At 38.0% G+C, this 26700-nt stretch carries 18 protein-coding genes and 1 pseudogene; 18 read left to right on the top strand and 1 reads right to left on the bottom strand.

Annotation, left to right across the window (positions count from 1 at the left end; translation table 11 throughout):
• Positions 1 to 69: 69 nt before the first annotated feature.
• Positions 70 to 7035 carry an Ig-like domain-containing protein gene (locus B7P33_RS18395; RefSeq protein WP_097443702.1) on the top strand — a complete coding sequence of 2322 codons (6966 nt, stop codon included), beginning with the start codon at positions 70 to 72 and terminating at the stop codon, positions 7033 to 7035.
• Between the two features lie 95 nt (positions 7036 to 7130).
• On the opposite strand, the gene B7P33_RS18390 is transcribed toward B7P33_RS18395, so the two are convergent.
• On the bottom strand, positions 7131 to 8009 hold the full coding sequence (locus B7P33_RS18390; protein ID WP_097443701.1) for a polysaccharide deacetylase family protein: 879 nt from the start codon (positions 8007 to 8009) through the stop codon (positions 7131 to 7133).
• A 286-nt stretch (positions 8010 to 8295) separates the two neighbouring features.
• Between B7P33_RS18390 and B7P33_RS18385 the strand changes: the two genes are divergently transcribed.
• The 17 genes and pseudogenes from B7P33_RS18385 (at position 8296) to B7P33_RS18305 (ending at position 26660) form a co-directional block, all read left to right on the top strand.
• Positions 8296 to 10125 (top strand): right-handed parallel beta-helix repeat-containing protein, encoded by a 1830-nt coding sequence (locus B7P33_RS18385; protein WP_141402513.1) that lies wholly within the window; start codon positions 8296 to 8298, stop codon positions 10123 to 10125.
• A 132-nt stretch (positions 10126 to 10257) separates the two neighbouring features.
• Entirely contained in the window at positions 10258 to 11373 is a 1116-nt protein-coding gene (gmd, locus tag B7P33_RS18380) for a GDP-mannose 4,6-dehydratase (protein ID WP_097443699.1), read from the top strand.
• Positions 11374 to 11403: 30 nt separating this feature from the next.
• Positions 11404 to 12489, top strand: coding sequence for an acyltransferase family protein (locus tag B7P33_RS18375; protein WP_097443698.1), 1086 nt, complete (start codon positions 11404 to 11406; stop codon positions 12487 to 12489).
• Complete coding sequence (locus B7P33_RS18370; protein WP_097443697.1) at positions 12486 to 13577, top strand: GDP-L-fucose synthase family protein; 1092 nt, start codon at positions 12486 to 12488, stop codon at positions 13575 to 13577. Before B7P33_RS18375 ends, B7P33_RS18370 begins: the two co-directional genes overlap by 4 nt.
• A gap of 59 nt (positions 13578 to 13636) precedes the next feature.
• Positions 13637 to 15058, top strand: a complete 1422-nt coding sequence (locus tag B7P33_RS18365; RefSeq protein ID WP_097443696.1) for a lipopolysaccharide biosynthesis protein — start codon at positions 13637 to 13639, stop codon at positions 15056 to 15058.
• Between the two features lie 3 nt (positions 15059 to 15061).
• On the top strand, positions 15062 to 16000 hold the full coding sequence (locus tag B7P33_RS18360) for a GT-D fold domain-containing protein (protein WP_141402512.1): 939 nt from the start codon (positions 15062 to 15064) through the stop codon (positions 15998 to 16000).
• Positions 16001 to 16011: 11 nt separating this feature from the next.
• Entirely contained in the window at positions 16012 to 16599 is a 588-nt protein-coding gene (locus tag B7P33_RS19780) for an acyltransferase (protein ID WP_097443694.1), read from the top strand.
• A gap of 385 nt (positions 16600 to 16984) precedes the next feature.
• Positions 16985 to 17176 (top strand): annotated as a pseudogene (locus tag B7P33_RS19850) (DapH/DapD/GlmU-related protein); the annotation flags it as partial.
• A gap of 103 nt (positions 17177 to 17279) precedes the next feature.
• On the top strand, positions 17280 to 18431 hold the full coding sequence (locus B7P33_RS18345; protein ID WP_097443693.1) for a glycosyltransferase: 1152 nt from the start codon (positions 17280 to 17282) through the stop codon (positions 18429 to 18431).
• Positions 18432 to 18446: 15 nt separating this feature from the next.
• A complete protein-coding gene (locus B7P33_RS18340; RefSeq protein WP_097443692.1) occupies positions 18447 to 19634 on the top strand; it encodes a hypothetical protein in 1188 nt (395 codons plus the stop codon).
• On the top strand, positions 19631 to 20656 hold the full coding sequence (locus B7P33_RS19840; protein WP_172436000.1) for an acyltransferase family protein: 1026 nt from the start codon (positions 19631 to 19633) through the stop codon (positions 20654 to 20656). The genes B7P33_RS18340 and B7P33_RS19840 overlap by 4 nt, the downstream gene beginning before the upstream one ends.
• Positions 20657 to 20743: 87 nt before the next feature.
• Positions 20744 to 21613 (top strand): glycosyltransferase family 2 protein, encoded by an 870-nt coding sequence (locus tag B7P33_RS18330; protein WP_097443690.1) that lies wholly within the window; start codon positions 20744 to 20746, stop codon positions 21611 to 21613.
• Positions 21603 to 22652: a hypothetical protein gene (locus tag B7P33_RS18325; protein WP_097443689.1), complete on the top strand. Its 1050-nt coding sequence runs from the start codon at positions 21603 to 21605 to the stop codon at positions 22650 to 22652. The genes B7P33_RS18330 and B7P33_RS18325 overlap by 11 nt, the downstream gene beginning before the upstream one ends.
• 1 nt (position 22653) lies before the next feature.
• Positions 22654 to 23817, top strand: a complete 1164-nt coding sequence (locus B7P33_RS18320) for a glycosyltransferase family 4 protein (protein WP_097443688.1) — start codon at positions 22654 to 22656, stop codon at positions 23815 to 23817.
• The gene (locus B7P33_RS18315) at positions 23817 to 25055 is read left to right on the top strand and encodes a glycosyltransferase (protein ID WP_097443687.1); all 1239 of its coding nucleotides are present in this window, start codon (positions 23817 to 23819) and stop codon (positions 25053 to 25055) included. Before B7P33_RS18320 ends, B7P33_RS18315 begins: the two co-directional genes overlap by 1 nt.
• Positions 25036 to 25806: a glycosyltransferase family 2 protein gene (locus B7P33_RS18310; RefSeq protein ID WP_097443686.1), complete on the top strand. Its 771-nt coding sequence runs from the start codon at positions 25036 to 25038 to the stop codon at positions 25804 to 25806. The genes B7P33_RS18315 and B7P33_RS18310 overlap by 20 nt, the downstream gene beginning before the upstream one ends.
• A complete protein-coding gene (locus tag B7P33_RS18305) occupies positions 25803 to 26660 on the top strand; it encodes a beta-1,6-N-acetylglucosaminyltransferase (RefSeq protein ID WP_097443685.1) in 858 nt (285 codons plus the stop codon). Before B7P33_RS18310 ends, B7P33_RS18305 begins: the two co-directional genes overlap by 4 nt.
• The last annotated feature ends 40 nt before the right edge of the window (positions 26661 to 26700 follow it).

The following is a 26700-nucleotide window of genomic DNA, read 5'->3' as shown; positions in this document are numbered from 1 at the left end:
TAACTACCTTTAGGTGGTTTTTTATAGGTACTCCCAAAACACCTACCTACCCAACAAAGGTATCATTATATGAGAACACTGATATGCCTTTTGATAGTAGCCCTTTCCCCATACTATCTTAGCGCGCAGGACACTGACGGGGATTTGGTATTGGATATTGTCGATCTAGATGACGATAATGATGGAATTTTGGACAGCAACGAATGCCAGATACCCATTGCCAATTTTAGTTTTGAAGCTCCCGCCGCTTACGCATTAGGACCAGAGTGGATACATTCGGGAATTGGTACGGCAGGCAACCATGATTTAGACCCAACAAACTACCCAACTGCCCCAAACGGTGTACAATTCTTGTTTCTTAATACTTTCGACCAAACCGGTTCTGTCACTTTAAATAGTTTTTCCAAAACTTTTGAACCCGGAAATTACATTGTCACGGTAGCTATTGGTGACGGAATAGACGATGCACAATATAGAAATGACGGCCAATCAACCATAGAAATTGGATATGGTGTCGATGCTGCTTCATTTGTACCCTTGAATAATTTAGTAGTCGATGGTAACAACACCCCGCCTGGCACATGGACAGATTTTACTTTCGACACCAATATCCCAATAGGAAGTCCTGCTTTAGGTCAAGGCATTTTAATTCGAATTTCGCATACTGGGTCTAACATAGCCGTACACGGAAATACTGTTCGATCTTGGTCAGGTAATTACGATAATATTAGAGTAGAAAAAGATACTGACGGAGATGGCGCATCGGACTGTATCGATTTAGATTCTGACGGTGATACTTGTCCAGATGTAGAAGAAGCTGGGTATATAAATTCAGGTATCGGCACTTTGGCCGGCACTGGTTTTGATCCACAAGGTCAAGTTACAGGTTATGTAGTTGGTTACGATCAAACGAGTGGATATGTAGTCGACAGCACTTCTCATTGTGGGGAAAATAATGATTATGACAACGATGGTGTTGAAAATAATATCGACCAAGACGATGACAATGATGGTATACTAGATAGTTTTGAATGTGACATCCCTATCACTAATGGGAATTTTAACAATATAGCCGGTTGGAATCCGAATGTAGATACAGGTACCTATGGCATAGAAACCATTATAGATGGATCCAATTATTTTGCTTCACCTGAAGGCACAGGTTATTTATATATAAATGGAAATCGCGAGTTAAGCTTGATAACTGCAGGAGCTTCCTTTGAACCAGGGGATTATATTGTAAGTTTACTTGTTGGCGATGGTCTAGATTATTCAAATTTATTCAGAAATGACGGTCAAAGCACGATAGAAATCGGATTTGATGATGGTACTGGTTTTGTCCCCGCCGGGAATAACGGAACATTTATAGTTGAACCATGGCAAACCCCAAATGGCTCTTGGACAAAATTTACCTTTACCACGACTATTCTTCCAGGCGACCCTGCTTTGAATTACGGAGTATTGCTTCGAATTGGGCACTTAGCCAATCTACCTATGCTTCAAGGGGCCGGAAATTATGACGACCTAAGGGTTGTACTCGATAGAAACAGAGACGGTATACCCGACTGTTATTCTCCAGATTTTGATGGAGATGGTTGTTTTGATGTTGATGAAGCCGGATTCACAAATTCAGGGACTAACACCCTTGCTGGTACAGGTATCGACCCCCTTAACGGCTTAGTAACCGGAAATACCGATGGATACACTGGTTCGGATTCAAGCGTAACCGATTCTAGCTTAAATCAATGCACGATCAATAACGATTTTGATGGTGACAGTGTAAACAATTCCGTCGATTTAGATGATGATAATGACGGTATATTGGACATCTATGAATGTGAAATCCCGATTGCAAATTTCAGTTTTGAAAACTCCAATTTACCTGCAAACCCTGTCTCAAATTGGACTTATTTTCCAGGTACCAATCCGGGTAACTATGGCATAGAAGACCCATTGGCAATCGATGGCTCCAATTACCCAAATGCCGACGATGGCAACACATATTTATTTATTAATGGAGATGGAAGCCTAGTCTTAAATACCGTTTATGCAACATATGAAATTGGGCATTACGATTTAAATATTAGAATCGGAGATGGATTAGATTTTGGAAATCAGTTTCGCAATGATGGAAGAAGTATAATTGAGCTAGGTTACCATGACGGTGACCCAAATAATTTTCAAGCACTCCCAACTGGCATTATAACGGTTGAAAGCTACGAAACGCCGGCTGGGTTATGGAAAAGCTTCGAAGTTAACGGTATGGTCAATGCTGGCGACCCTTCCTTAGGTCAAGCCATTGCTGTCAGAATCACACATGTATCAAATATAGGAGCAAATCAAATGCAAGGCAACTATGATTTACTAACGATTGTAAAAGACAGTGATGGCGATGGATTCAAAGACTGTGTCGACCTTGATTCCGATAATGATAGTTGTTTTGATGTTACAGAGGCCGGGCATTTAGGAAACGGCACAGGCACTTTAATTGGAACGGGGATTAACGCAGATGGTACAGTGGCTGGTTACCAAACCGGATACCTAGGTAACGAAGCGGCTGTACTAGATCCAACGGTAGTCAGCTGCACCCCTTTAGATACCGATAATGATTTAGTTCTCGATGGAAACAAATTCTATTTAGACGGCAGTAATAACCTCCAATTCGACTTGGACCTAGATGATGATAACGATGGAATAAGCGATCTAAATGAAGGATGTCAAATGACATCAGGGACAAATCGCGGCTTTTACAATTTTGAGTTTCCTGGAAATAATTTTGTTAGTGGAGGGGGATTCCCTTTCAATTCAGTGGTCGATTTCTGGTATAATGTTTCCGGAACCGGGGCAGGGGTCCATCTGTTGAACGCAGATACATTTGGTGGCTTATCACCTAACTTTAGAAAAGACGGTTCTAGATTAGTAGACTTACCAGACCCAAATTATGACAATGATTCTTATTTATACCTTAATGGCACCACCACAATTACACAAACGAGTTCAGCCATAATCCTCGAGGAAGGCAGCTATATAGTAACAATTGCCATAGGCGATGAATTAGATATGGTAGATTCTTTTCGAAACGACGGAACCAGTTTAATAGAAGCTGGTTATAACAGTGGCGGTGGGTTTGTCCCCTTAGGTACCTTGACTGTAGAAGGTCACGAAACTCCCAATGGCACCTGGAAGGATTTTAGCTTCAGTATAACTGCAACACCGGCTTCTATTGGTAATGACCTATTTTTCCGGATCACACACACCCAAAACACCGCTTTAAACCAACAACGTGGCAGTTACGACCACATAAGGGTAAACTTTGATTATGACGGAGATGGTATACCTGACTGTTTAGACTCTGACTCTGACAACGACGGCTGCCCCGATACTACGGAAGCAGGCTATAACAATCCGGATAACGACGATTATTTAGGTGATGGCGTACCGGTTGTCAACGCCAATGGTTTGATAACTAGTGATGGTAGCGGGTATGGAACACCGGTGAGCCCAGAAGTCACAGATTATGCCGATCCTGTAACTATAACTACGGCTTTAAACGACTTAACGCTATGCGAAGGCGGATCCGCCACTTTTACCTTAACCGCTAACCGGGCCGGTGGGGCTATTATAGTATACGACTGGGCCTTAAGTACAGATGGAGGCACCACCTATACGGCATTATCCGATTTAGGGGATGTTTCTGGAACAACGACCAACAGTTTAACCGTGGCCAATATAAACCCAACGCAAAATGGCCATTTCTATCGTGTACGGGCCCGGGGTAATGATTATCAGTGTTATGAAGAATCTATTGCCCAATTGACCGTTAATGCCTTACCTTCGGCAGTTACCCTAAGTCCGGCCAATACTTCGGTTTGTATAGGGGAAAATTCCAGTTTTAATATTTCCGGAGGAGATGCCAACGCCATAGTCACCTATAGTTTTGACGGAGGAACCACTACCGCCACCATAAACCTAGATGCCACGGGAAATGCAAGCATTCCGGCCAATGCCATTGCCGTAAACACCACCCTTTCCATTGTGTCTATACAAAATAGCACCAATACTTGTACCCTTACCCCTGCCCCGACCATTGAAGCAACAATAGTAGCCAACCAAATACCGGCCCTGACATCGGCCACTTATGCTTGCGCTGCCGACTTATCGACCTATGAGGTAAACTTAAGCTTAAATGCGGGCACCATTACCAGTGTAAGTGAGGGTGTGCTCACTGGAAATACCGTTAGTGGAATTACTTCCGGTAACGATCTTACCTATACCGTAGACAACAATGGATGTATTCGAAATTTAACATATACAGCGCCCGATTGTAGCTGCCCTACTATTCTCGAACCCACTAATCCCACTTCTACGGCGATTTGTAATGGAAATCCGAACAGCCCCATTTCGGTTCAATTAGACCCAACCGGCCTGGGGGATGCCATTGAATGGTTCGATAGCCCGAGTGGAGGAACATTATTGGGGACTGGTTTAAGCTACACCTCAACAGAAACCACTGCAGGTACATATACCTATTATGCCGAAGCCGTTCAAACCGTTTCGAATTGTAGGAGCAATAGGGTTTTGGTCGAATTTACCATACATCCGAGCGTAACCGCCCAAGTATTTTCCGATGTACAAGCCTGTGATTCCTATACCCTGCCAGCATTAAACCCTGGAAATAGATATTTCACAAATACGGGTGGCACCGGAGCGGAATTGTTTCCCGGCGATATTGTTAATTCAAGTCAAACCATTTATGTATATATTGAAACCGGCACTACTCCCAATTGTACCGATGAAAGTAGCTTTTTAGTCAATGTGGGAACTACCCCCGCCATTGATGGGGCAAGCTATAGTTGCGCTCCTGACTTGAGCACCTACGACGTAACCTTTACCCTTAACGCTGGTACTATAACCAGTGTAAGTGAAGGAGCCCTGACCGGTAATACGGTAAGCGGGATTACCGCCGGAAACGATCTTGATATAACCGTAGACAGTAACGGTTGTATCCGTATCTTGACATACACGGCTCCCGATTGCAGCTGTCCCACAATTGCCCTACCTATTAATGCCGTTTCTTCAGCCATATGTGAGGGAACACCCAATATACCAGTGTCCGTAGAGTTAGACCCCACAGGTTTGGGTAATCAGGTTATGTGGTACGATGCCCCAACAGCAGGATTACTTATAGGTACCGGAACTACATTTACCCCAACGGTAACAGCGGTCGGCAATTACAGTTATTATGCCGAAGCCATACAAACCGTTTCCGGATGTAGTAGTGCTTCAAGATTGCAGGTAGATTATACGATACATGCCAGTGTCACGGCACAAGTATTACCAGACATAGCGTCCTGTGATAGTTACGAACTTCCTGTTTTAACTCCTGGTAATTTTTACTTCGCTGAAAGCAATGGTGGCGGAACACCGTATTCCCCTGGAGACCTAATCACCTCCGACCAAACGATTTATATTTATAACCAATCGGGCACTACACCCAATTGTACAGACGAGAGCAGCTTTAACATAACCATCAATCCGACACCAACGGTAACCCTAGAAGACACCAATTGTGCCCCCGATAGAACTAGTTATAGGGTAACCTTTAGCGTATCGTCCAACACTGCTATGGTCAGTACAAACGTGGGTATAATCAATGGCAATACTATATCGGATATACCTGCAGGCTTAGATCTTCAAATTTCAGTAAGTGAAAATGGGTGTACCTATACTGAAAATGTTATAGCTCCCGATTGCTCATGCCCTCAGTTGGATGCCCCAATCGCCGTAGATAATTATGAGATCTGTGAAAACCAGCCATCGCCATCACTTAACGTTCTATTGCCCACAACAGGTGGGGATACCATTGAGTGGTATGACCAACCAATCGGTGGAAACTTGTTGGCGACAGGCACGAATTATACGCCTGTAATTAATGGCCAAGGAACGTATAGTTATTACGCCCAAACCACCGAAGCGGCATCAAATTGTACTAGTGATACCCGAACCCAGGTAAATCTGGAAGTTTATCCACTTCCTATAGTCGATATTCTACCCAATCAAGAATCATGTGAAACCTATACTTTACCACCCTTAAGCCTAAATAATCAGTATTATGCCAACAGTGGTGGCATAGGGCAGCCTTTAGCTGAAGGCCAGCGCATTGCGGCCTCTACAACACTATTCATTGTAGCCAGAAACCCGAACCTTCCTGATTGTTTTACCGAAAGTAGTTTTGACATTACCATACTGGAAGAACCAACGATCTCTCTGCCAGATGAGACCTTTTTATGTGCCGAACCGGGTCAATTCATTGAAATAGGTACGGACTTAGGGCCTGGATACAGATACAATTGGACCCCAAATAACGACCCCGACAATGATGGGGTCGAAAACCCGATCTTCAGAGTAACCGAAGCCGGAACATACACCTTACAAGTGTACCAAGTCGGGGCCCAGTCGGAATGCGGAGGCTCTATTGTTCACACATCCGAAGTCATTGGTACCTTGCGCCCGTTAACGGTTGAAGCCGAGGTAACCGCGGAAGGCTATCAATTAAATGCTGGTAACCGCGTTCGTGCCGTAGTAAACAACGATGATTTATTATATGATCAATTCGAATATAGTTTGGATATGCCTGACGGACCTTTTCAAGTGGACAATTACTTTACCAATGTACCTGGTGGTTTGCATAGAATATACGTAAAAGGGCTTTCGGATTGTGGAGATGTTATCTCAAGTGAACCTTTTTTAATAGTAAACTACCCTACGGTATTTACACCCAATGGGGATGGAAATAATGAGACATGGCATGTTTTGGGAACTAACAACCCTAATATAACCCAAAATGTAAGTATTCGGATATTTGACAGACAAGGAACCCTTATGGCAGTTTTAGACCCTCTTGGACCAGGCTGGGACGGCACCTTTAATTCTAGACCCGTACCCGCTTCAGATTACTGGTTCAGCACAGAATTGTATGACCGTATCTCGGAAAAGACGATTCAGTTCAAAGGTCATTTTAGTTTGGTAAGATAAAAGGGGCAACACTGTTACGATCTAGGATTGAATACAACCTCAATTCGTTACATATCGTGATTTTATGCCAATAAAAACCCAACTACAGATTATTGTTAACCCACTTGGGGGTAGCTATTGTTAACCAATTGCATTTTTTTAACGGAATTCCCTATAAAATAGGCAATGTGTTTTGGGTTCCAAGCAGCAATGATCTGATCACGCCTAATCAACAGTTTATTTTTGGGCATACCACTTTGATCAACGATATGGCACCCCCTTACGGCAGACGCACAGGTCTCATATCCTTCCTCGAAGACTGTTTCGAACGCTTGTGGCGTAAAATGCTGGAAACCTCCATACGGATAGGCAAAATGTTTAATCTGCCCACATTTTGATTCCAAAATCTTTTTTGTCTCCAAAAGATCGTCTTCAAACGCTTCCAGTGGCATCGCTGCAACCATGTCATGGTACATCGTATGGCCTCCAATTTCATGTCCGTTTTTTAACAAAAGGTCCACGTCTTCCCAATTTAAAAAGGATATTGGGGGAACATTCAGTTTTTCATGACAAAACGACTTAATCTTTTCATATTCAGTTAACCCAATTGTACTTGGGTTAACAAAAAAACAACAACTTGCACCATAACGCTCCAGAATAGCTGCTGCTGCCAGATTATTCTTAAACCCATCATCCGAACTCCAACAGATATAGGGGCGATCTACATTACCCTTCTGTATGCGATCGGCAGCCTCTGAATAGGAAATAAACTCATGGTCTTTGGCCAAATTGGAAACCAAAGATTCAAAAGGTCGCTCTTCATCCTTAAATATATGATGGAAATACAAAAAGTGTATCCTTGGGGTTTTAAGCTGTCTATCCAATCCGAACCTATTCAATAATGCCAGACCATCCAAGGCCAAATGCCTAGCATAATGTCTAAAACCCTTACCGTGGTGGTTCAGTAAGGTCGAATAGGTATTACAATATTGCATAAGTCAAGTTTTCAAAGCAAACGTACAAAACTTTGGTTAAGTATAGGCTTTTCAATTTTGATCTAGAAACCCTGGTAAATGTTAACAAAAACGGTAGTTCATCGAATATTTCAAATTTAAAAATCCAAAAGCCGATACATCCCCGTAAATGGTTTTGTGAAAAAGAGGTAGTTCAACGAAAAAACCGATTATTTCACCGACGTAACAGAAAATATAAAGATCTTTAGTTCCCGAATGTTGCAAAGAAATATGCTTAACCTATTAAACCCAAAATTCCTACTTTGCTATGTTTTATGTTAAAAGAATGAAGTTTATGCTTCTACCCCTAGTCTTATGCCTACTTACCACTATTGGATGTCAAAAAGACTCTGATTTATTTTATGATATGTTGTCCCAGGAAGAAAAGGAGAACATTGATGGAAGCTTAAACCAACCCAAAGACTCAACCGACGTTGAAACTCCCGAAACACCGGAAACACCGAACACTGGTATTTCCCATCCCATTAGTGGTGCCTTCTATGTAACAACCGATGGGTCTTCGCAAAACGACGGGTTATCGGAAGCTAAATCTTGGAGTCTTGAACATGCTATTAAAACGGCAACAGCCGGAGATGTGGTATACATTAAAGCTGGCACCTACAATGCGCTTCTTTTAACAGTTTCGAATTCTGGAACACCAGATAACCCAATCACCTTTATGGGTTATAAGAATACCCCAGGCGATATTGATGCCAACAATCAAAATCTTTTATCCCCTAACACAAAGGGAAGACGGGGCACTACGGTTGTTTCCGGAGGTGTTTCTTTCGACTACAAAAAAAGTCCAAGTGCAAACGAAATGCCATTTTTACAAAAGAATTATAGTCGAGACGAAACAGCACTTACCATCAACGGGAGTAATATAAGAGTAGAAAACCTGATTTTTAGTGGATACTCCACAGGAATTCAAATCAATGAAAACAGTGCCAACACCAAAATATGGAACTGTATATTCCATGAACAAGGTAATATGAACGTAGGTATGCGTGATACTTCCAATCCCGACCGCTACAAAGGTACTGGGATTAATAATAGAGGTTCAAAAAATGCCGATATTCAATTTTGTAGTTTTTTAAACGTAGAACAGAACGCCCTTCAATTCCAAGGAGCCTTCTCTGGTACTGTTTCAAACAATATTGTCTACTCTTACAATACTAAAAACGGAACCGATTATATGTTTCTTATTACTAGAAAAGGAAACACCTACTCAGAAGGACTTGTTTTTGAAAACAACACCTGTGAACGAGCGGAATCCGTACCCCATGGGGGCCATGGGTTCGTAGTAAAAAATGGAGGTATCGGAAATCGTATTCGAAATTTTAAGGTTATAAACACCAGTGTGGAAGTTAACTTCACCAATGCTAACAATAACCTATTCGAAAATGGTATAATCAAAGGAAGGTTATATGACCAATCTGACCCGCTTTCAGGAATTTATTTTGGTAATGGCGCACATCATAATACTTTTAAGAATATTATAGTCGACGGGACTTGGGGAGGTGTATCTTGCTCGGCATACAAAGACGGGGCATCTAACGACCCGAACATTAATTCCAATCATCCTGGTAATGATAATCATTTCATAAATTTAATTATTAAAAACTCACAATATGCATTGATTTTCAGTGAATCCAGTGCTAACGGAAGCAATGAAGCGTATAACAATTATTTTGCCAATTGTACTTTTTATAACGTTGAATACGGAATAAGGGCAAATAGACCAAATAGAAATACCAGATTCTACAACTCCACTTTTAACACTACCAGAACCTTTGTTATTGAAAACAATGGTTACACATTAAGTAGGGATACCCGATTTGAGAATTGTCATTTTAATGGAGCTACTGGTCCTGAAGAAATTGATAATAAATATGCAGCCTACAATCTAATCGGTGGGAATCCGGAGTTCATCAATGCATCAACAGCCAAAAATACCGATTTTGATATTTCCGGACTAGAATTATCCAATAATAGCCCATTACTAAATTCAGGCAAAGATATCTCAGACATAAGTACGCATGTGCTTAAAGATTTTAAGGGTAATACGAGACACAGTTTTAATATTGGGGCTCTTTAACCGAAAAAAATGCACATAAAAGCCAGAAAGCCTTCAGTACTGAAGGCTTTTTTATTTTTGATAAAATTTTTTTGAAAAGGAAACGTTAATATCGAACATTTAAGACCTCAACAACCTAAATAAAATCATTACATGAAAAAAGTAGCATTGATTACAGGAGTAACCGGACAAGATGGCGCCTATTTAAGTGAATTTCTATTAAAAAAAGGATATGAAGTTCACGGGCTAAAAAGACGGTCTTCTTTATTCAATACCGATCGTATCGATCACCTCTATCAAGATCCTCATGAGAAAGAAAGGAATTTTATTTTGCATTACGGAGACATGACCGATAGTACGAACCTGATACGATTAATACAAGAAATACAGCCCGATGAAATCTATAATCTGGCCGCTATGAGTCATGTACATGTTTCATTCGAAACCCCAGAATATACGGGCAACGCAGATGGCTTGGGTACCTTGAGGATTTTAGATGCCGTCCGATTACTTGGTTTATCGGAGAAAACCCGCATATATCAGGCATCTACCTCCGAATTGTATGGAAAAGTTCAAGAAGTTCCTCAAAGCGAAACAACACCTTTCTATCCCAGAAGCCCCTATGCCGTAGCCAAAATGTATGCCTATTGGATAACGGTAAATTACAGGGAAGCCTATAATATGTATGCCTGTAATGGGATTTTGTTCAACCACGAATCCCCAATTCGCGGCGAAACTTTCGTTACACGTAAAATTACAAGGGCCACAGCTAGGATCGCTTTGGGCCTTCAGGACAAGTTTTATTTAGGGAACCTTGATGCCCAACGTGATTGGGGACATGCCAAAGACTATGTGCGCATGATGTGGATGATACTTCAGGCCGATACCGCAGAAGATTGGGTAATTGCCACAGGTAAAACCACACCAGTACGTGATTTTGTGCGTATGAGTTTTGCCGAAGCAGGAATCGAATTGGAGTTCAAAGGTAAAGGGGTAGATGAAAAAGCATACGTTAAATCTTGTAATAACCCTAAATATCAATTGGAAATAGGCAAAGAAGTGTTGGCTGTAGATCCGAAATACTTTAGACCAACGGAAGTAGATCTTTTAATTGGCGACCCCACTAAAGCCAACACGAAACTTGGCTGGAAACCGGAATATGAGCTTGAGGATTTGGTTAAGGATATGATGCAGTCCGATCTTAAATTAATGCAGAAAGACCAATACCTAAAAGATGGAGGTTATCGAATATTGAATTATTTCGAATAGACTCCACGACATTTAAGATAGTACAAAAAATTGGGCATACAATATTATAAAAATCTCGATGGCCTAAGAGCTATAGCGGCATTAATGGTTGTTTTGTTCCATTTTTTCCAGAATTTGGAATTTGAAACAACCTTAATGTCTTCTATAAAAAGTCTATCCGTTTTCGGACGTTCAGGCGTTGACCTATTTTTTGTGCTTTCGGGCTTTCTAATAACCAGAATACTACTGGCTAATAAAGATAAAGCCAATTACTTTCGTAATTTTTATGGCAGACGTACATTAAGAATTTTTCCGCTTTATTATTTTTTCCTTTTTTTGTATTATTTCGTTAAGCCTATTATTACTTCAACGGAAATTCCCTCTATTGAGCATCAAGTATACTTCTACTTGTATTTGCAGAATATATTGCAAACTTTTTCGATCGATTTTGTTGGCCCAGGCCATTTCTGGTCATTGGCAATTGAAGAACATTTTTATCTTTTTTGGCCTCTATTAATCTATTTTTTTAACAAAAACATACTTAAAAAAGTGATTGTTTTCTCAATCGCTCTAGCACTAATTTTGAGGTGTTATTTTTTAATCAAGGGATATGACCCATATTACTTTACTTTAACAAGGATAGATGGACTCACCATAGGGGCATTTATTTCCATTATGGAAATTCAGGGAAAAATAAAATATAACCACAATACTAGGCATGGTATTCTTTCTTTGTTTATTCTAACTTTGACATTGGCTCTAGGTAAGTTGAATCAATCTTTAGGATTATCAATTTACCCAATAGTAAAATACAGCCTTTTTGGTTTTGGCTATTTTCACCTAATTCTATTTATAATTACATTACGTCCGAGATCTTATTTAAATGGTTTATTCGCCTCAAAACCCTTGATATTCATGGGAAGGATTAGTTACGGGTTGTATGTCTATCAATTCTTTGCCCTTGATATTGCGGCCTATTTAGCAAGAAACAGAGTTAATCTATTCTTTGAATTTATTCTGTCTATTTTTCTACTTGTATTTTTTGCTACGTTAAGTTATTACCTATTTGAAGTTCGGTTTTTAAAACTTAAAAGTTATTTCCAAAATTCCAAAAAATTATCAGTCATAACAAAATGAAATTAAATTCTAAAATTTACGTTGCCGGTCACAGAGGTCTAGTTGGAAGTGCCCTCGTAAAAAACCTTAATAAAAAAGGATATCACAACATTATTGGAAGAACCCACTCGGAGTTGGACCTTACCGACACTATGGCTGTTAAAGATTTTTTTGACAAAGAAAAACCAGAATATGTCTTTTTGGCTGCTGCAAAAGTTGGGGGTATTGTTGCCAATAACACCTATAGGGCCTCCTTTATTTACGATAACCTGATGATTCAAAACAATGTAATCCATCAAAGTTACCTCCATGGAATAAAAAAACTTCTCTTTTTAGGGAGCACATGTATTTATCCCAAAAATTGTCCGCAACCCATGAAGGAAGAATATTTATTAACTGATGTTTTGGAGTACACCAATGAGCCTTATGCCATAGCCAAAATTGCAGGAATAAAAACCTGTGAGAGTTATAACTTACAGCATGGAACCAATTTTGTATCCGTTATGCCCACAAACTTGTATGGACCCAATGACAACTTTGATTTGGAGAAGTCCCATGTTTTACCAGCCCTAATTAGAAAAACCCACCTGGGCATAGCTTTGGAAAACAACAATTGGTCGATTATAGATGAAGATTTAAACCGTTTACCAATTGAAGGTGTCTCAGGAAAGAATTCCAAAAAAGAAAAATTAGATATTCTTAATAGGTATGGCATAACACTTTCTAACCAAAGTGAGGTAACGGTAGAAATTTGGGGTAGTGGTAAACCCATGCGAGAATTTCTATGGTCTGAAGATATGGCCGATGCTTGTGTTCATCTTATGGAACATCGCAATTTCTCCGACACCTATTCATCAAACGATCTTGAAATAAGAAATACACATATCAATATTGGTACCGGTGTAGACATCAGTATAAAAGATTTAGCCTTATTAATTAAAAAACTATTAAACTTTAAAGGCAATTTTTCATTCAACTCGAATAAACCTGATGGTACGCTCAAAAAATTGACCGATGTTACAAAACTAAACGACCTAGGTTGGAAACATAAGGTGAATTTGAGCGATGGGATATTACTCCTATACAATTGGTACAAAAGTCATGTCTAATTTGGACTAATCCAAATATAAAAATCAAATAGTATTTTATCTACAGATTATTTCTTCCGATGTCTATAAAACTATTAAGCTATGTTTGGAACTCAATTGAGAAATTTGGAAGTCAAATCGTTAGGTTTATTCTAGGCATTTTACTTGCAAGGATATTAGATCCAAATGATTATGGTCTAATTGGCCTACTAGTTGTTTTTACCTCAGTTGCTCAAATTTTCATAGACAGTGGATTTAGCAAGGCCTTAATTCAGCGAAATGATAAGAACCCAAAGGAAATTGGAACTGCCTTCAGTTTCAACCTAATCGTTGCCATTGGTTTTTATGCTCTTTTATTTGTATCTGCTCCACTAATTGCCAATTATTACGAGCAACATATATTGACATCACTTCTTAGGGTTTTAGCCTTAACTCTGGTACTCAATGCCTTGTTTACTATTCCGAATACCATCTTGTCAATTGAACTGAACTTTAAAAAAATTGCCATTATCAATTTTGTTTCAATTGTTATTAGCGGTATGATTGCAATCGTTGCCGCCTTAAATGGTTATGGTGTTTGGTCATTGGTGATCCAGTATATTTCTAAATCCTTTATATGCCTTGTTTTGTTTGCGCTTGCAAATACATGGAAGCCCCAATTAATTTTTGACAAGGATTCTTTTAAAAGATTATTTAGTTTTGGGTACTCAATCACCCTTTCTTCTTTATTAAACCAAATTATAAGTAAGTTTTCTTGGTTATTTATTGCTAAGAGTTTTAGTGCGAGTGAACTTGGATACTATAATAGAGGGATTCAATTCCCTGACACGGCCATTGGAACTTTAGGTACGGTCTTAGATTCTGTTTTGCTCCCTAACCTTGCCAGGGTAAAAGAACCTCAAGCTCTTAAAAATGAAATAGAACTGGTCTTAAAGTACTTAAGCATTATAACTGTACCTATAACCGTTGTACTTATCGCCTTAGCTGAACCCATAATTCATTTCCTATTAACCGAAAAATGGAGTAAAGCTATCCCAATTTTACAAATTTTCTGCATATCTAGGTTTTTCACCAATTTTTCCGCCGTAGGTATTAACTCTTTATATGCTATGGGAAAAGCAAACCTAGTTTTAAAGCAACAATACATAAAAATGATTGTTCGCGTTATATTTATATTGGTTGCATTAAAACATGGAATTGTTTATTTAGCTATAGCCGAAACGATTTCGGTTATAATTAATTTCGCAATAGGTACATATTACCCAAATAAACTTTTGAATTTGGGTTTTATTAGGCATCTTAAAATAATGCTACCCTATATCCTTATGGGTGCAATAGAGTTTTTAATGCTATATTTTACAATCAAACTGATTACAAGTGACCTAATTAATTTGTTAATCGTTCCAATTATTGGCATAGCAATACATGTTCTTCTAATGTACCTTTACAAGAAGGAAGAAATATTCAAACTAAAGAAAATCATTAATCGAAAACAATCATAGGTTTTGAATCAACTCTTGAAATTTACCAGAAAAGCCATTGAGTTCATTGGGATGTCGGTTCAGCCTGACACAAAACTTACTCATAGTGGTCAATGTGTTTCAAACCACATCAGTTCATTAATTGAGAAAAAGGAACCATTTTTAGTCGCAAGGATAGGTGCAACTGAATTTAAATGTTTATCGGGTTATTTAAATGAATCCAAGGGATTTAATAAGTACGCCGCATATCTCCTTGGAAAAACCGATACTCTAAAAATCGATTCCAGCGTTATATACCAAGCCAATCAATGGTCAGGTATATTTCCCGCAGAAAGAACTATAATAGATAGGTTTTCAGAACTTACCCTTCGCGACATTAAAGAGGTAGATGTTCTTGGCGTATGGCTCAAGGAAGAGCATTTACTTTCACATGAAATACATGATAAAGTAAGAGTCCCATTAGCTGACTTAGAACCATACTATCACCAAATCCCTTGGTCTAAAAGCCTTGAAAATAAAAAAGTTCTTGTAATACATCCTTTTGCAGAGACTATAAAAGAGCAATACAAACGGCACGAAAAATTATTCCCGGAAAAAGACGTTCTTCCTAATTTTGAACTTTCCATTATAAAATCAGTCCAATCTATTGCTGGTGAAAAAGTAGAGTTCAACAATTGGTTTGATGCCCTGGAACACATGAAATGCCAGATGGATCATATAGATTATGATATTGCGATAATCGGTTGTGGAGCATATGGTTTATCTTTAGGTGCACACGCGAAGAGAAGTGGTAAACAAGCCGTCCATTTGGGAGGTGCAACTCAAATATTGTTCGGAATCAAAGGAAGTAGATGGGATTCACATCCCTTTATTTCCAAGTTATATAATAATTTCTGGGTAAGACCATCAAAAAACGAATCCCCGAAGAACAAAAGTGTAGTTGAAGACGCCTGTTATTGGTAACCCATTTTTTTATGAAAAGGCTTTTTAAAATCTTATTTTTACCTAAAGAACTTTATGAGTTAATCATAAATCGTATCACTTTCTATAGAAAGAGTATAACATATTCAAATTTCCCGCAAATTCAGGGTGTTGTATTAATTACTGGAAGAGGCTCCATAAGATTTGGCCATTCTGTAAAATTAAATTCTTCTAGAAGATCTAATCCTATTGGAGGTGACAACAAGCTAATTATTGACCTTGGCACTAATGGTAAACTTAACATTGGTTCAAACTCTGGATTATCTAATTGTACCATTGTATGTCATTCTAGCGTTAATATAGGAGAATATGTGAAAATTGGGGGTAGTGTCAAAATTTATGATACCGATTTCCATCATTTGAACGCTACAGATAGAGCTAATCCTGAAACTGATCAACCTAAACAAAAACCGGTAAAAATTGGCAATCATGTCTTTATTGGCGCTCATTCTATAATTCTAAAGGGAGTTTCCATTGGTAACAATTCAATTATTGGTGCGGGCTCGGTTGTAACCAAAAACGTAAATGAAAATGAAATTTGGGCAGGGAATCCAGCTAAATTAATAAAGAAAATTGATTGATCACTTAAAAAATATCGCTTCCAAATTTGTGTTGTTTCTTATAAAATCGAGGCTTTCGAGTAAGAAAAACATACGGTTTGGGCCTAATAGTTATTTTTCAAAAGACACCATTTTAGAGGGGCATAATTATCTATCGACTAACTCGTGTTTAATGAGCTCAGAATTGGGATTTGCCTCTTATATTGGTGAATCCAGTAATTTAAAAAAATGTAAAATAGGCAAATATACATCCATAGGACCAGATGTAAAATGCGTTTTTGGTAACCACCCTACCCACACATTTGTAAGTACGCATCCAGCATTTTTCTCTACACGCCAACAAAGCGGTTTTACTTTTGTTGAAGAACAACTGTTTGACGAATTCGCAATCCCCTTGGAAAAAGGCAAACCTTATACTATAGAAATCGGTAATGACGTCTGGATTGGTGCAAGAGTAACTATTTTAGATGGTGTTAAAATCGGTGATGGGGCCATTATTGCGTCGGGATCATTGGTTAATAGAGATATAGAACCTTATACTATTGTTGGAGGTATTCCTGCCAAGGAAATCAAAAAAAGATTTAAACAAGAACATATTGAATTTTTAAAAGCTTTGGCCTGGTGGGAAAAAGATTATGAATGGATAAAATCAAAATCGCATTTATTCCACGACATTGAAGAACTTTCCAACTATATAGATCATGGCAGTTAACCACCCAGCAATAATAGTCGTAGCCTATAATAGACCGAATTCATTGAAACGGCTGTTAAAATCATTAGATCGAGGTCATTATCCCAGTGAGTCTATTAGTTTGATTATTAGCATTGACTACTCAGATACCAATCAAATTGTTATTGACTTTGCCAATCAATACAAGTGGGCCTATGGAGAAAAAGAAGTTATTACTCATTCTAAAAACCTTGGTTTACGGAAGCATATAATTAAATGCGGTAATTTGTCGGAAAAATATGGAAGTATCATAGTTTTAGAAGATGATTTGTATGTCTCCCCTAATTTTTATTTCTACAGTACAAAAGCGCTGGAATTCACCAATAACCAAAGTAATATAAGTGGTGTCTCACTTTATAATCATAAAATCAATGTACATGTAGGTGAATATTTCTCGGCACTTGAAGATGGGTTTGACAACTGGTATTTTCAATTTGCTTCTTCTTGGGGGCAGGCATGGACCCATAACCAATGGAAAAGCTTCATATCGTGGTATCATGACAAAGAAATACTAGAAAAAGACCATTTAATTCCGGAAAATGTGACAAACTGGTCGAATAGATCATGGTTAAAGTTCTTTATTGCCTATATGATTGAAACCGACAAATATTTTCTTTATCCTAAGCACTCTTTATCGACAAATTTCAATGACCCAGGGACCCATGTTGGCTCAGACAGTACGGCTTACCAAACTGAATTGTTATTTTCAAAAAAGACAGATTATTTCTTTTCAACCTTAGAAGAATCAAAAGCCGTTTATGACGCTTTTTTTGAAAGCCGTCGACTACACTTTACCCTAGATATTGACCCTGTAATTGACCTTTACGGCTATAAAACCAATACAAACAAAGATTTTATTTTAAGCTCAAAAATCTTACCCTATCGAATCATTAACAGTTATGGGAGATGCCTCAAACCTATTGAAGCAAATATAATTGAAGAAATAGATGGGGAAGAACTGTTTTTATATGACACCCAGTTAAAAGCCTTACCTAAAAAAGGAATAACCAACTTAAGGCATTTAGAATTTAGAAGGATCATATATTCTATAAAACTAATCTCTCTAAGAAGTAGTCTAAAAGTCGTTCTAAAACTAATTGCCTCACGAGTAAAAAACCGTTGAATGCTCATTTAAAATATGCAAAAAGAAGATTACTTATTATTATTCTTAGTGGCTTTCTACGTTCTTGATCCATTTACGTATGGCTTCCTTTTTGGCTATGCTGTATTAGCTTTTCTATTGCTTTATTTCAGTAAGGCTATTAAATTATTCGACACTACACTATTGATATTGTTTCTTTTCTCAATAGTTTATGCATTGTTCTACTCATTTAACCCAGGGTTAGGCGCACAATTTATTCTAATTTATAGTATCGTGCCTGGAGCCCTGTATCTCAGTGGTAAGTGGCTTCGAATAAGAACAGACAATATCGGAAGCTTTTGGATACTTATTCTTTTAGGTTTTGTTTATTCGGTACCTGCGATTATTTCAATTTTAAAGTTTATTAATGAAAATGGATTTGTTTCGGTAAAAAGAGATGTTCCCAATATTTGGACCGGTGAATTATTAAGTGCTACAAATATGGCTTCTGCCTTTGCCTTGAACATGTGCATACCCGGAATTTTTATAATTGGCAATAAAATAATTAAATATAAGCTTACTTATATAGTATTAACAGGCGTTTATCTTGTTTCCATAATTTGCGTATTCAGACTTGGAAGTAGAACACAATTAGCACTTTCTATTTTCTCTGTTGTTATTGCATTAATATTCAAGGTAAGCAAACAAAATCTGAGACAGAATTTTGTAACTTTCGTTATAATTTTTATTGCTTTGAATGGGCTTTTAAGCTATTTCAGTTTTGATACCGAAACCGACCTTCTATCTGCTTACGCAGACCGTATGGACAGTAAAACCCACGGTGTAGCAACGGCCGGAGGGCGAACGAACAAATGGGAAAAATCCATTATCTATATGTTCAAAGAACCCTTAGGCTGGGAATTAAAGGAATTTGGGTTTGCCCATAATCTTTGGTTTGACGCTACAAGGGTTGGAGGTGTAATATCTTTAATATTATTACTGGCATTTACTTTACGTAGCTCAAAAGTTATGATGCGCCTTTTTAGTTTAAACAAAAGAATCTCCCTTTTAGATGGTCAACTATTATTATACTTATCCTGTTTTTTTCTTTCTTTTTTTGTAGAACCCATTCTTGAAGGATATTTTATCCTATTTTCTTTGTTTTGCTTTATTGTTGGATTCTCCCATAGTCATATTGGTAAATCCAATTCAAGAAAAATTACACCTAATCAATCCGTAATTTGAAGCCTAAAAAATTCCTTTGGTCCTTTCATTATTTTAGGGCTTTTGCCATACTCAACATTTTTCTAGTACATGTGTGGCGACTTCCCTATGCTTCGATAGAAGTTTCGAATTGGTTTCCATCGATTGTGGAAACGATTTTTCACGGAAGTACAATTTATTTTATTTTTATTTCAGGCTTTCTGACCAAGCATTTATCACAAACTTTCAAGATTAGGCCTTACTTTATTACCAAGTTTAAAAAAGTATTATTTCCCTACGTTATTTTAACTTGTATCTTTTTTTTAATATTTAAATTATTTCCGAATCCATACAGTTACTTCCCAAATTCAGGTTTGAGCGTACTACTAAACTATTTAATAAATGGAAACCTATTTGTACATTTTTGGTATATACCTTTTGTATGCTTAATATTCCTAATAACACCCATATTACTAAAAATCCCCAACGAATTCTTTAAAAAACTGCTCCCAATAATTATACTATTACCCTTATTTGGTACGAGAACAGGAACCGATATTTCAATAGGACAATATCTCTATTTTTTACCAGCTTACCTTTTAGGTATGTATGTTTCGATGAATAAGGAAAAAACCCTAAGATTACTGGTAAAAAAATCGGCTTTATTTTACATCTCCCTTGGCTTTAGCACTATTACACTACTACTTATTGGATTGAGGATAATTCCAATTTCTAATTCAAATATCATTGAAGGACTTTTTTATATACAAAAGATCAGTGTAATTGGTATAATCTTACCAATTCTTGAGAAAAAACAATACACTAAAAGGCCATTCATGAATCTTTTGGCCAACACTAGTTTTGCCATTTATTTTTTACATTATCCCTTGGCAAGGGCGTTACAAATACCTTTTTTCTGGATTCTAACCCATAAAATCCCTGAATTTCTTTGGATTCCAACCTCAATTCTATATTGCCTTTTCGTATTACTAATTTGCCTCGTGGTTATACTACTAACTAAAAAAATCGGAGGCAAGTACTCCAAATTCTTAATTGGTTACTGATTTTTTTTCTGAATTTATATTCTTTCCCCATACTTATATCCAATCGCTTTCGTTACTAGAATAAATCTATCTACTCAACGTTAAAAAATGGTAAGACTTGCCATATTATTAACTTGCTTTAACCGCAAGACAAAGACATTAAAGGCCCTTGCAAAGGTAAAGGAGGCCCAAAAAAATACTAAGGAAAAGATTGCCCTAAAAATCTTTCTAACCGACGATGGCTCGTCCGATGGCACATCGGAGGCGGTAAAAAAGGAGTTCCCGTACGTGACTATCTTACAAGGAGATGGCGATTTGTTTTGGGCCGGGGGAATGCGTATGGCATGGAAATATGCGGCCAACGAACCCTTTGATGCTTATCTGTTATTAAACGACGATACCGATATTTTTGGAACCCTATTCGATTCTTTTTTACAGACGCACCAATATTCCAAAACCAAATTTGGCCAAGGTGGGATTTATATTGGGGCCACCCAAAATCCACAAACAAAAAAAATGACCTATGGGGGCGCTACGATTACAAACCGTTTTCTTTTTAAATATACCCACTTAATTCCCAACGATTCGTATCAAAGTTGTCATCTGGGCAATGCCAATATTATGTTCGTATCCAACAATGTTGTTGACAAAATAGGCATCCTTTCCGAACAATATATACATGGTGTTGCAGATTATGATTATACATTGAGGGCATACAAAAACAAGCTGCCTGTTTTATTGATGCCCGGATATCTTGGTAACTGCATAAATGACCATAGAGATATTTACGCCAGCTTTGCAGATAAGTCAATTGCGCAACGATGGAAGCTATTAAAAAGCCCCATTGGTCTTGATTTTAAATCGAACCTCAACTTTAATATGGCCCATTTTCCCTTAAGGGTACCCATGGTCCTGTTTTCCGCAGGCTTAAAACTGATATTCCCAAAATTATATATTTCCCTTTCCAATGCACGATAATGTAACAACTTCCGAAAAACAAAAGAAGCATATAGCTACCTGGGTGTACCTGGATAGCCCAGAAGAACGCTCGAATTTTCCAAATAACAAAGGAAACTCCTCTTCATTGGCATTTCAAGCCGTGTATTGGAGATGTATCGTAGTGTTTTTTGAATCGTCCCTACGATTTCATGCCAATGATCCCGAAATTGAACATATACTTTATACCAATACCAGCCAGATTCCGACAATAGACGGGTTGGACCTGAACCAATTCTTTAAAGATAATCATATACGGGTAGTAGTACTTAAAAATAAATACCCTTTGCCCCAAAATTACTTTAAAAGCTTTAGAAACCAATTCTTTGAATTCAGTATCATAGATCATGTAGCCGCTGAAATGCAGGACCACGATCTCTTTTTATTATTGGATTCCGATTGTGTTTTTGCCCGATCGTTCCAACCATTGTTCGAGGCCGTAAAACAAGATTGTGCCCATACCATGGCCATGGATTATGCAGAAAACTACCAGATACATGGTATTTCCCGTTTGCAAATGAAAGAATTATTCCATGAAGTAGGCTTCCCAATCGAAGAAACACCAGTATATAGTGGCGGTGAGGTGTTATTGGCTAAAGGAAGTTTCCTAAAGACCGTGGCCAAGGATTTTCCCGAACTATTCGAGTTCTTAATGGATCGCAACTCAAAAGGCCTCTCTAAATTCAATGAAGAAGCCCATGTACTCAGCTTTTTTTACCATCGCGAAGGGGCCAAAATAGGTGTTTTGAACAATGAGATAAAAAGAATGTGGACCAACAGAAACCACTACAGAAATATCACCAAGTCAGATGCTAACCTAACTGTTTGGCATTTACCCAATGAAAAGCCCGTTGGATTTGCCAATTCATTTAAGTTAATCGCCTCATGTAAACGGTTCACTTCTTTCTCAGATAAAGAATATAACGCATTTTTGGAAGATACTTTCTTGAAGGCCAAAAACCATCCAATCGATCTTATTCGCTATACCCGAGCTACCTTAAAAAAGGCTTTAAAATCTTAAAATGAAGGAAAACAAGGTACTTCATATTACCAATATCGCCTCATTATATAGGAAAAGTCAATGGGCAAAATTAGTGGCACACCCTACCATGGACTATCATTTCGTTTTTGGGGAGAATCCGTTTTCAGGAATTAAGGTTATAAATGTAGAAGCCCCTCCATTTTCCGACCATAGTTCCAAAATTCATTCGGTAACGAATTTTTGGGTTAAACAGAAGTATTTGATATGGCAATCTGGAGTTATCAAAAAATGCTTGACCACTAACGCCTCCCTAGTTATTTTACTAGGCGAATTCAACGTTCTATCAAATTGGATTGCAACGGTAATATGCCGTTTTAGAGGTATACGAGTCGTTTATAGAGGCCATGGCATGTATGGGAATGAAAAAGGGCTTAAATACTGGTTACGTAAGATTAATTATAAAATGGCCAGTGCCCATTTAGTTTACGAACGTAGGGGGAAGTCGATTCTGGTTTCGGAAGGGTTCAACAAGGACGATATTCATATCATCTTTAATTCGTTGGATTACGAGGTTCATAAAAAAGATCGTCCACGTCTTCAACATTTGAACAAAATGGACACTTATCCTTTTTTCGATAACCCCGGCCTACCTACTTTGATTTTTATAGGAAGATTAACCCCTGTAAAAAAACTACACCTCTTACTTGAAGCCAAATCAGCGTTGGATAGTGAAAAATGGGCATGCAATCTACTAATAGTTGGTGATGGACCTATGAAATTGGAACTTGAAAGCTATGCAAGGGAAAATTTGAAACCAGGAAGTTTTCATTTTTATGGAGCATGTTATGATGACGAGACCAACAGTGCCTTGTTAGCCTGTGCCGATGCCTGTGTTTCTCCAGGTAATGTTGGCCTTACCGCCATACATAGCTTAAGTTACGGAACCCCTGTTATTACCCATGGAAATTTCGAAAACCAAATGCCCGAGGTAGAAGCCATTACCGAAAACAAAACCGGGCTCTTTTTCGAGGAGAACAATTCACATGATATGGCCTTAAAAATAAAACATTGGCTTAACATGGCCCCTAAAGATAGAAATGTAACACGGGAACATTGTTACCAAATAATCGATCGCTATTATAATCCGGACTATCAAGTAAAGGTTTTGGAGAATTTGGTGTGCGGTAAAAAACCCTTGGTATAATGACCAAGTTATTACAGATAAATGTAGAGGCTAACTTTGGTTCAACGGGCAGGATTGCCTCAGGAATAGGGGACCTGGTAATTGATAAAGGCTGGGAGAGCTATATCGCTTTTGGCAGAAAACACCATGATTGCAGTTCCCAACTTATACCGATTGGAAACATATGGGAACAGGGCATGCACCTGTTACAGACCCGATTATTGGACAGACATGGTTTAGGTTCGAAAAGAGGTACCAAAAATCTAATAAACTGGATTGAAACCCATAAACCCGACCTCATCCACATTCATAATCTGCACGGTTATTATTTGAATTATAAAATATTATTCGAGTATCTTGAGCATAAAGATATACCAATCGTATATACACTTCATGATTGTTGGATACTAACAGGTCATTGCACCCATTTTGAAGCCATTGACTGTCGTAAATGGCAAAAAGAATGCCATAATTGTCCTCAAAAATCCGTTTATCCAACATCCTTGTTAAAAGACCGCAGCCAAAAAAACCACCAGGATAAGAAAAAGAGTTATACAAAACCAAAAAACATCCATTTTGTTACCGTTTCCAAATGGCTTACCCATGTTTTTTCAAAATCCTACCTGGCCCAAAAGCCCGTATCTACTATTCATAATGGACTGGATACTAATCAGTTTGAACCAAACACAGACCCTAAATGGATTCAGGGCCATGGCCTTGCGGGAAAAAAAATAATTTTAGGGGTAGCCAGTGTATGGGAAGGGAACAAAGGACTTTCAGATTTTGTAAAACTTAGCCAGATAATTCCCCAGGATTACCAGGTTGTATTAATAGGATTAAGCCCCAAACAGTTAAAAAACCTACCAGCATCAATTTACGGCTTAGCCCGAACCAGCAGTATTAACGAATTGGTAAAGTGGTATTCCATGGCCGATGTATACGTTAACGCATCTATTGAGGAATCTTTTGGGATGACCACGGTCGAGGCCATGGCATGTGGTACCCCGGTAGTGGTTTATCCATCTACGGCCAACCCTGAATTAGTGGTAGAACAAGTAGGTAGGGTGGCCAAAAATCTAAGTGTAGAAGCTTTAAAAGAAGCGATTGACCAAGTTATGGGCCAACCAAAAGATCAGTATTCAACGCAATGCAGACAACATGTAATCGAAAAATTTGATAAGGAGCAACGGTTCATGGATTATTATTCACTATATCTAAACTTATTAAGTACTGACCAAAATGAAAGAAAACCAAAATAGCAATCCGCTTGTCAGTATTGTCACTGGAACATACAATAGCGCTTCCTTTATAGCCGATTGTGTATCCTCCATAAATACCCAGGACTACCCTAAAATCGAACACATCATAATCGATGGTTTGTCTAAAGACAATACCATACAAATAATAAAGAATACGCCAAATCGTGTAACAAAAATTATTTCCGAGCCCGATGATGGTATTTACGATGCCATGAACAAAGGCCTTAAACTCGCTAAAGGTAACATCATCGGCATATTAAATTCAGACGATTTTTACAACGACTCCAAGGTACTGAGTATGGTTGCCAAGACTTTTGAAGAAACCGGGGCCGACTGTGTTTTTGGAGATCTTTATTATGTCACCGCAGAGAATACCGATAAAATCGTACGAAAATGGGTTACGGGTAACTACTATCCGAATGCATTTCGAAAAGGCTGGCATCCGGCACATCCGAGCTTTTTTGTGAAACGGGAAGTTTATGAAAAATACGGATACTTTGATACTGAGTTGCGGTTGGCTGCCGATTTTGAACTTATGCTCCGTTTTCTGGAAATCCACCAATTAAAACCCGCATATATTCCTTTCCCTATGGTTCGAATGCGTTTGGGTGGCGCTACAAGTAAAAACCTTACTAACATAATTAATGGAAACAAAGAATGTATTGAAGCTTTCCGTAAAAATGGAGTTCGCCCACCTATGGCATATCCAATAGTTCGCCTTGTTCCTAAACTTAAACAGTATTTTTCATGAGCTCTTCCCATGCCTATTTAATAATGGCACATAGCGAACCACAAGCCTTACGGTTACTATTAAACCTTATAGATGACGAAAGAAATCACATTTATTTACACATTGACTTAAGTAGTAATATACTAAATGAAGAGAACCTAAAAGAAACTTGTAAAAAAAGCAAGATTACTTTTATAGGACGGCAAAAGGTTTACTGGGCTGGTTACAGCCAAATAAAAGTAACCTTAGAGTTATTGAAAAAAGCTATAAATGGCTCGCATGACTACTACCATTTGATTTCTGGGGTCGATTTACCATTAAAGACGCAAGATGAATTACATCATTTCTTTAATTTAAATAAAGGTCAGCAATTTGTTTCCTGTGGTATGGTCAATACATGGAAAATTGCCAGTCGATATAAATACTATCATTTTGAGAAGCTGTCTGCGGTAATGAATCGAAAATTATACCGTTTGCTTCGATACGGAATGGACTTTATACAAAGGCTACTTTTAATTGACAGGACAAAAAAATTAAATTTAGAATTTTATATGGGTGGCAATTGGTTTAGCATAACCCATGACTTTTCAAAATATATTGTTTCTCAAGAAAAACTAATTTCTAAAGTTTTCAAAAATTCGTTTGCAAGCGACGAAATTTTCTTACCCACTCTACTCATGAATTCCTCCTTTAAGGACCAAGTCTCACCTATGATGAACTTAAGATATGTAGATTGGAAGCGAGGAAACCCCTATATCTGGCAAGAACACGATTTCGACGAATTAACTAATAGTAATGTTTTCTTCGCTCGAAAATTCTCCTATGAGCATAGTCCAAACATTATGGAAAAGATAAAAGCATATCTTCTAGGATAAAACAAATGATTCTTGTATTCCAAAAAATACTTTTTAACCC

It is taken from the genome of Sediminicola luteus, assembly GCF_002514735.1.
GTDB lineage: Bacteria > Bacteroidota > Bacteroidia > Flavobacteriales > Flavobacteriaceae > HQA918.
This window is presented reverse-complemented; position numbering and strand designations above follow the sequence as displayed.

Excerpts from the sequence above, each read along its gene's own strand:
- B7P33_RS18365 (WP_097443696.1), top strand. The coding sequence starts at position 13,637 with ATGTCTATAAAACTATTAAGCTATGTTTGGAACTCAATTGAGAAATTT.
- B7P33_RS18330 (WP_097443690.1), top strand. The coding sequence starts at position 20,744 with ATGGTAAGACTTGCCATATTATTAACTTGCTTTAACCGCAAGACAAAG.
- B7P33_RS18325 (WP_097443689.1), top strand. The coding sequence starts at position 21,603 with ATGCACGATAATGTAACAACTTCCGAAAAACAAAAGAAGCATATAGCT.
- B7P33_RS18345 (WP_097443693.1), top strand. The coding sequence starts at position 17,280 with ATGGCAGTTAACCACCCAGCAATAATAGTCGTAGCCTATAATAGACCG.
- B7P33_RS18315 (WP_097443687.1), top strand. The coding sequence starts at position 23,817 with ATGACCAAGTTATTACAGATAAATGTAGAGGCTAACTTTGGTTCAACG.
- B7P33_RS18320 (WP_097443688.1), top strand. The coding sequence starts at position 22,654 with ATGAAGGAAAACAAGGTACTTCATATTACCAATATCGCCTCATTATAT.
- B7P33_RS18390 (WP_097443701.1), bottom strand. The coding sequence starts at position 8,009 with ATGCAATATTGTAATACCTATTCGACCTTACTGAACCACCACGGTAAG.
- B7P33_RS18370 (WP_097443697.1), top strand. The coding sequence starts at position 12,486 with ATGAAATTAAATTCTAAAATTTACGTTGCCGGTCACAGAGGTCTAGTT.
- B7P33_RS19780 (WP_097443694.1), top strand. The coding sequence starts at position 16,012 with ATGAAAAGGCTTTTTAAAATCTTATTTTTACCTAAAGAACTTTATGAG.
- B7P33_RS18310 (WP_097443686.1), top strand. The coding sequence starts at position 25,036 with ATGAAAGAAAACCAAAATAGCAATCCGCTTGTCAGTATTGTCACTGGA.
- B7P33_RS18340 (WP_097443692.1), top strand. The coding sequence starts at position 18,447 with ATGCAAAAAGAAGATTACTTATTATTATTCTTAGTGGCTTTCTACGTT.
- gmd (WP_097443699.1), top strand. The coding sequence starts at position 10,258 with ATGAAAAAAGTAGCATTGATTACAGGAGTAACCGGACAAGATGGCGCC.
- B7P33_RS18395 (WP_097443702.1), top strand. The coding sequence starts at position 70 with ATGAGAACACTGATATGCCTTTTGATAGTAGCCCTTTCCCCATACTAT.
- B7P33_RS18385 (WP_141402513.1), top strand. The coding sequence starts at position 8,296 with ATGTTTTATGTTAAAAGAATGAAGTTTATGCTTCTACCCCTAGTCTTA.
- B7P33_RS18305 (WP_097443685.1), top strand. The coding sequence starts at position 25,803 with ATGAGCTCTTCCCATGCCTATTTAATAATGGCACATAGCGAACCACAA.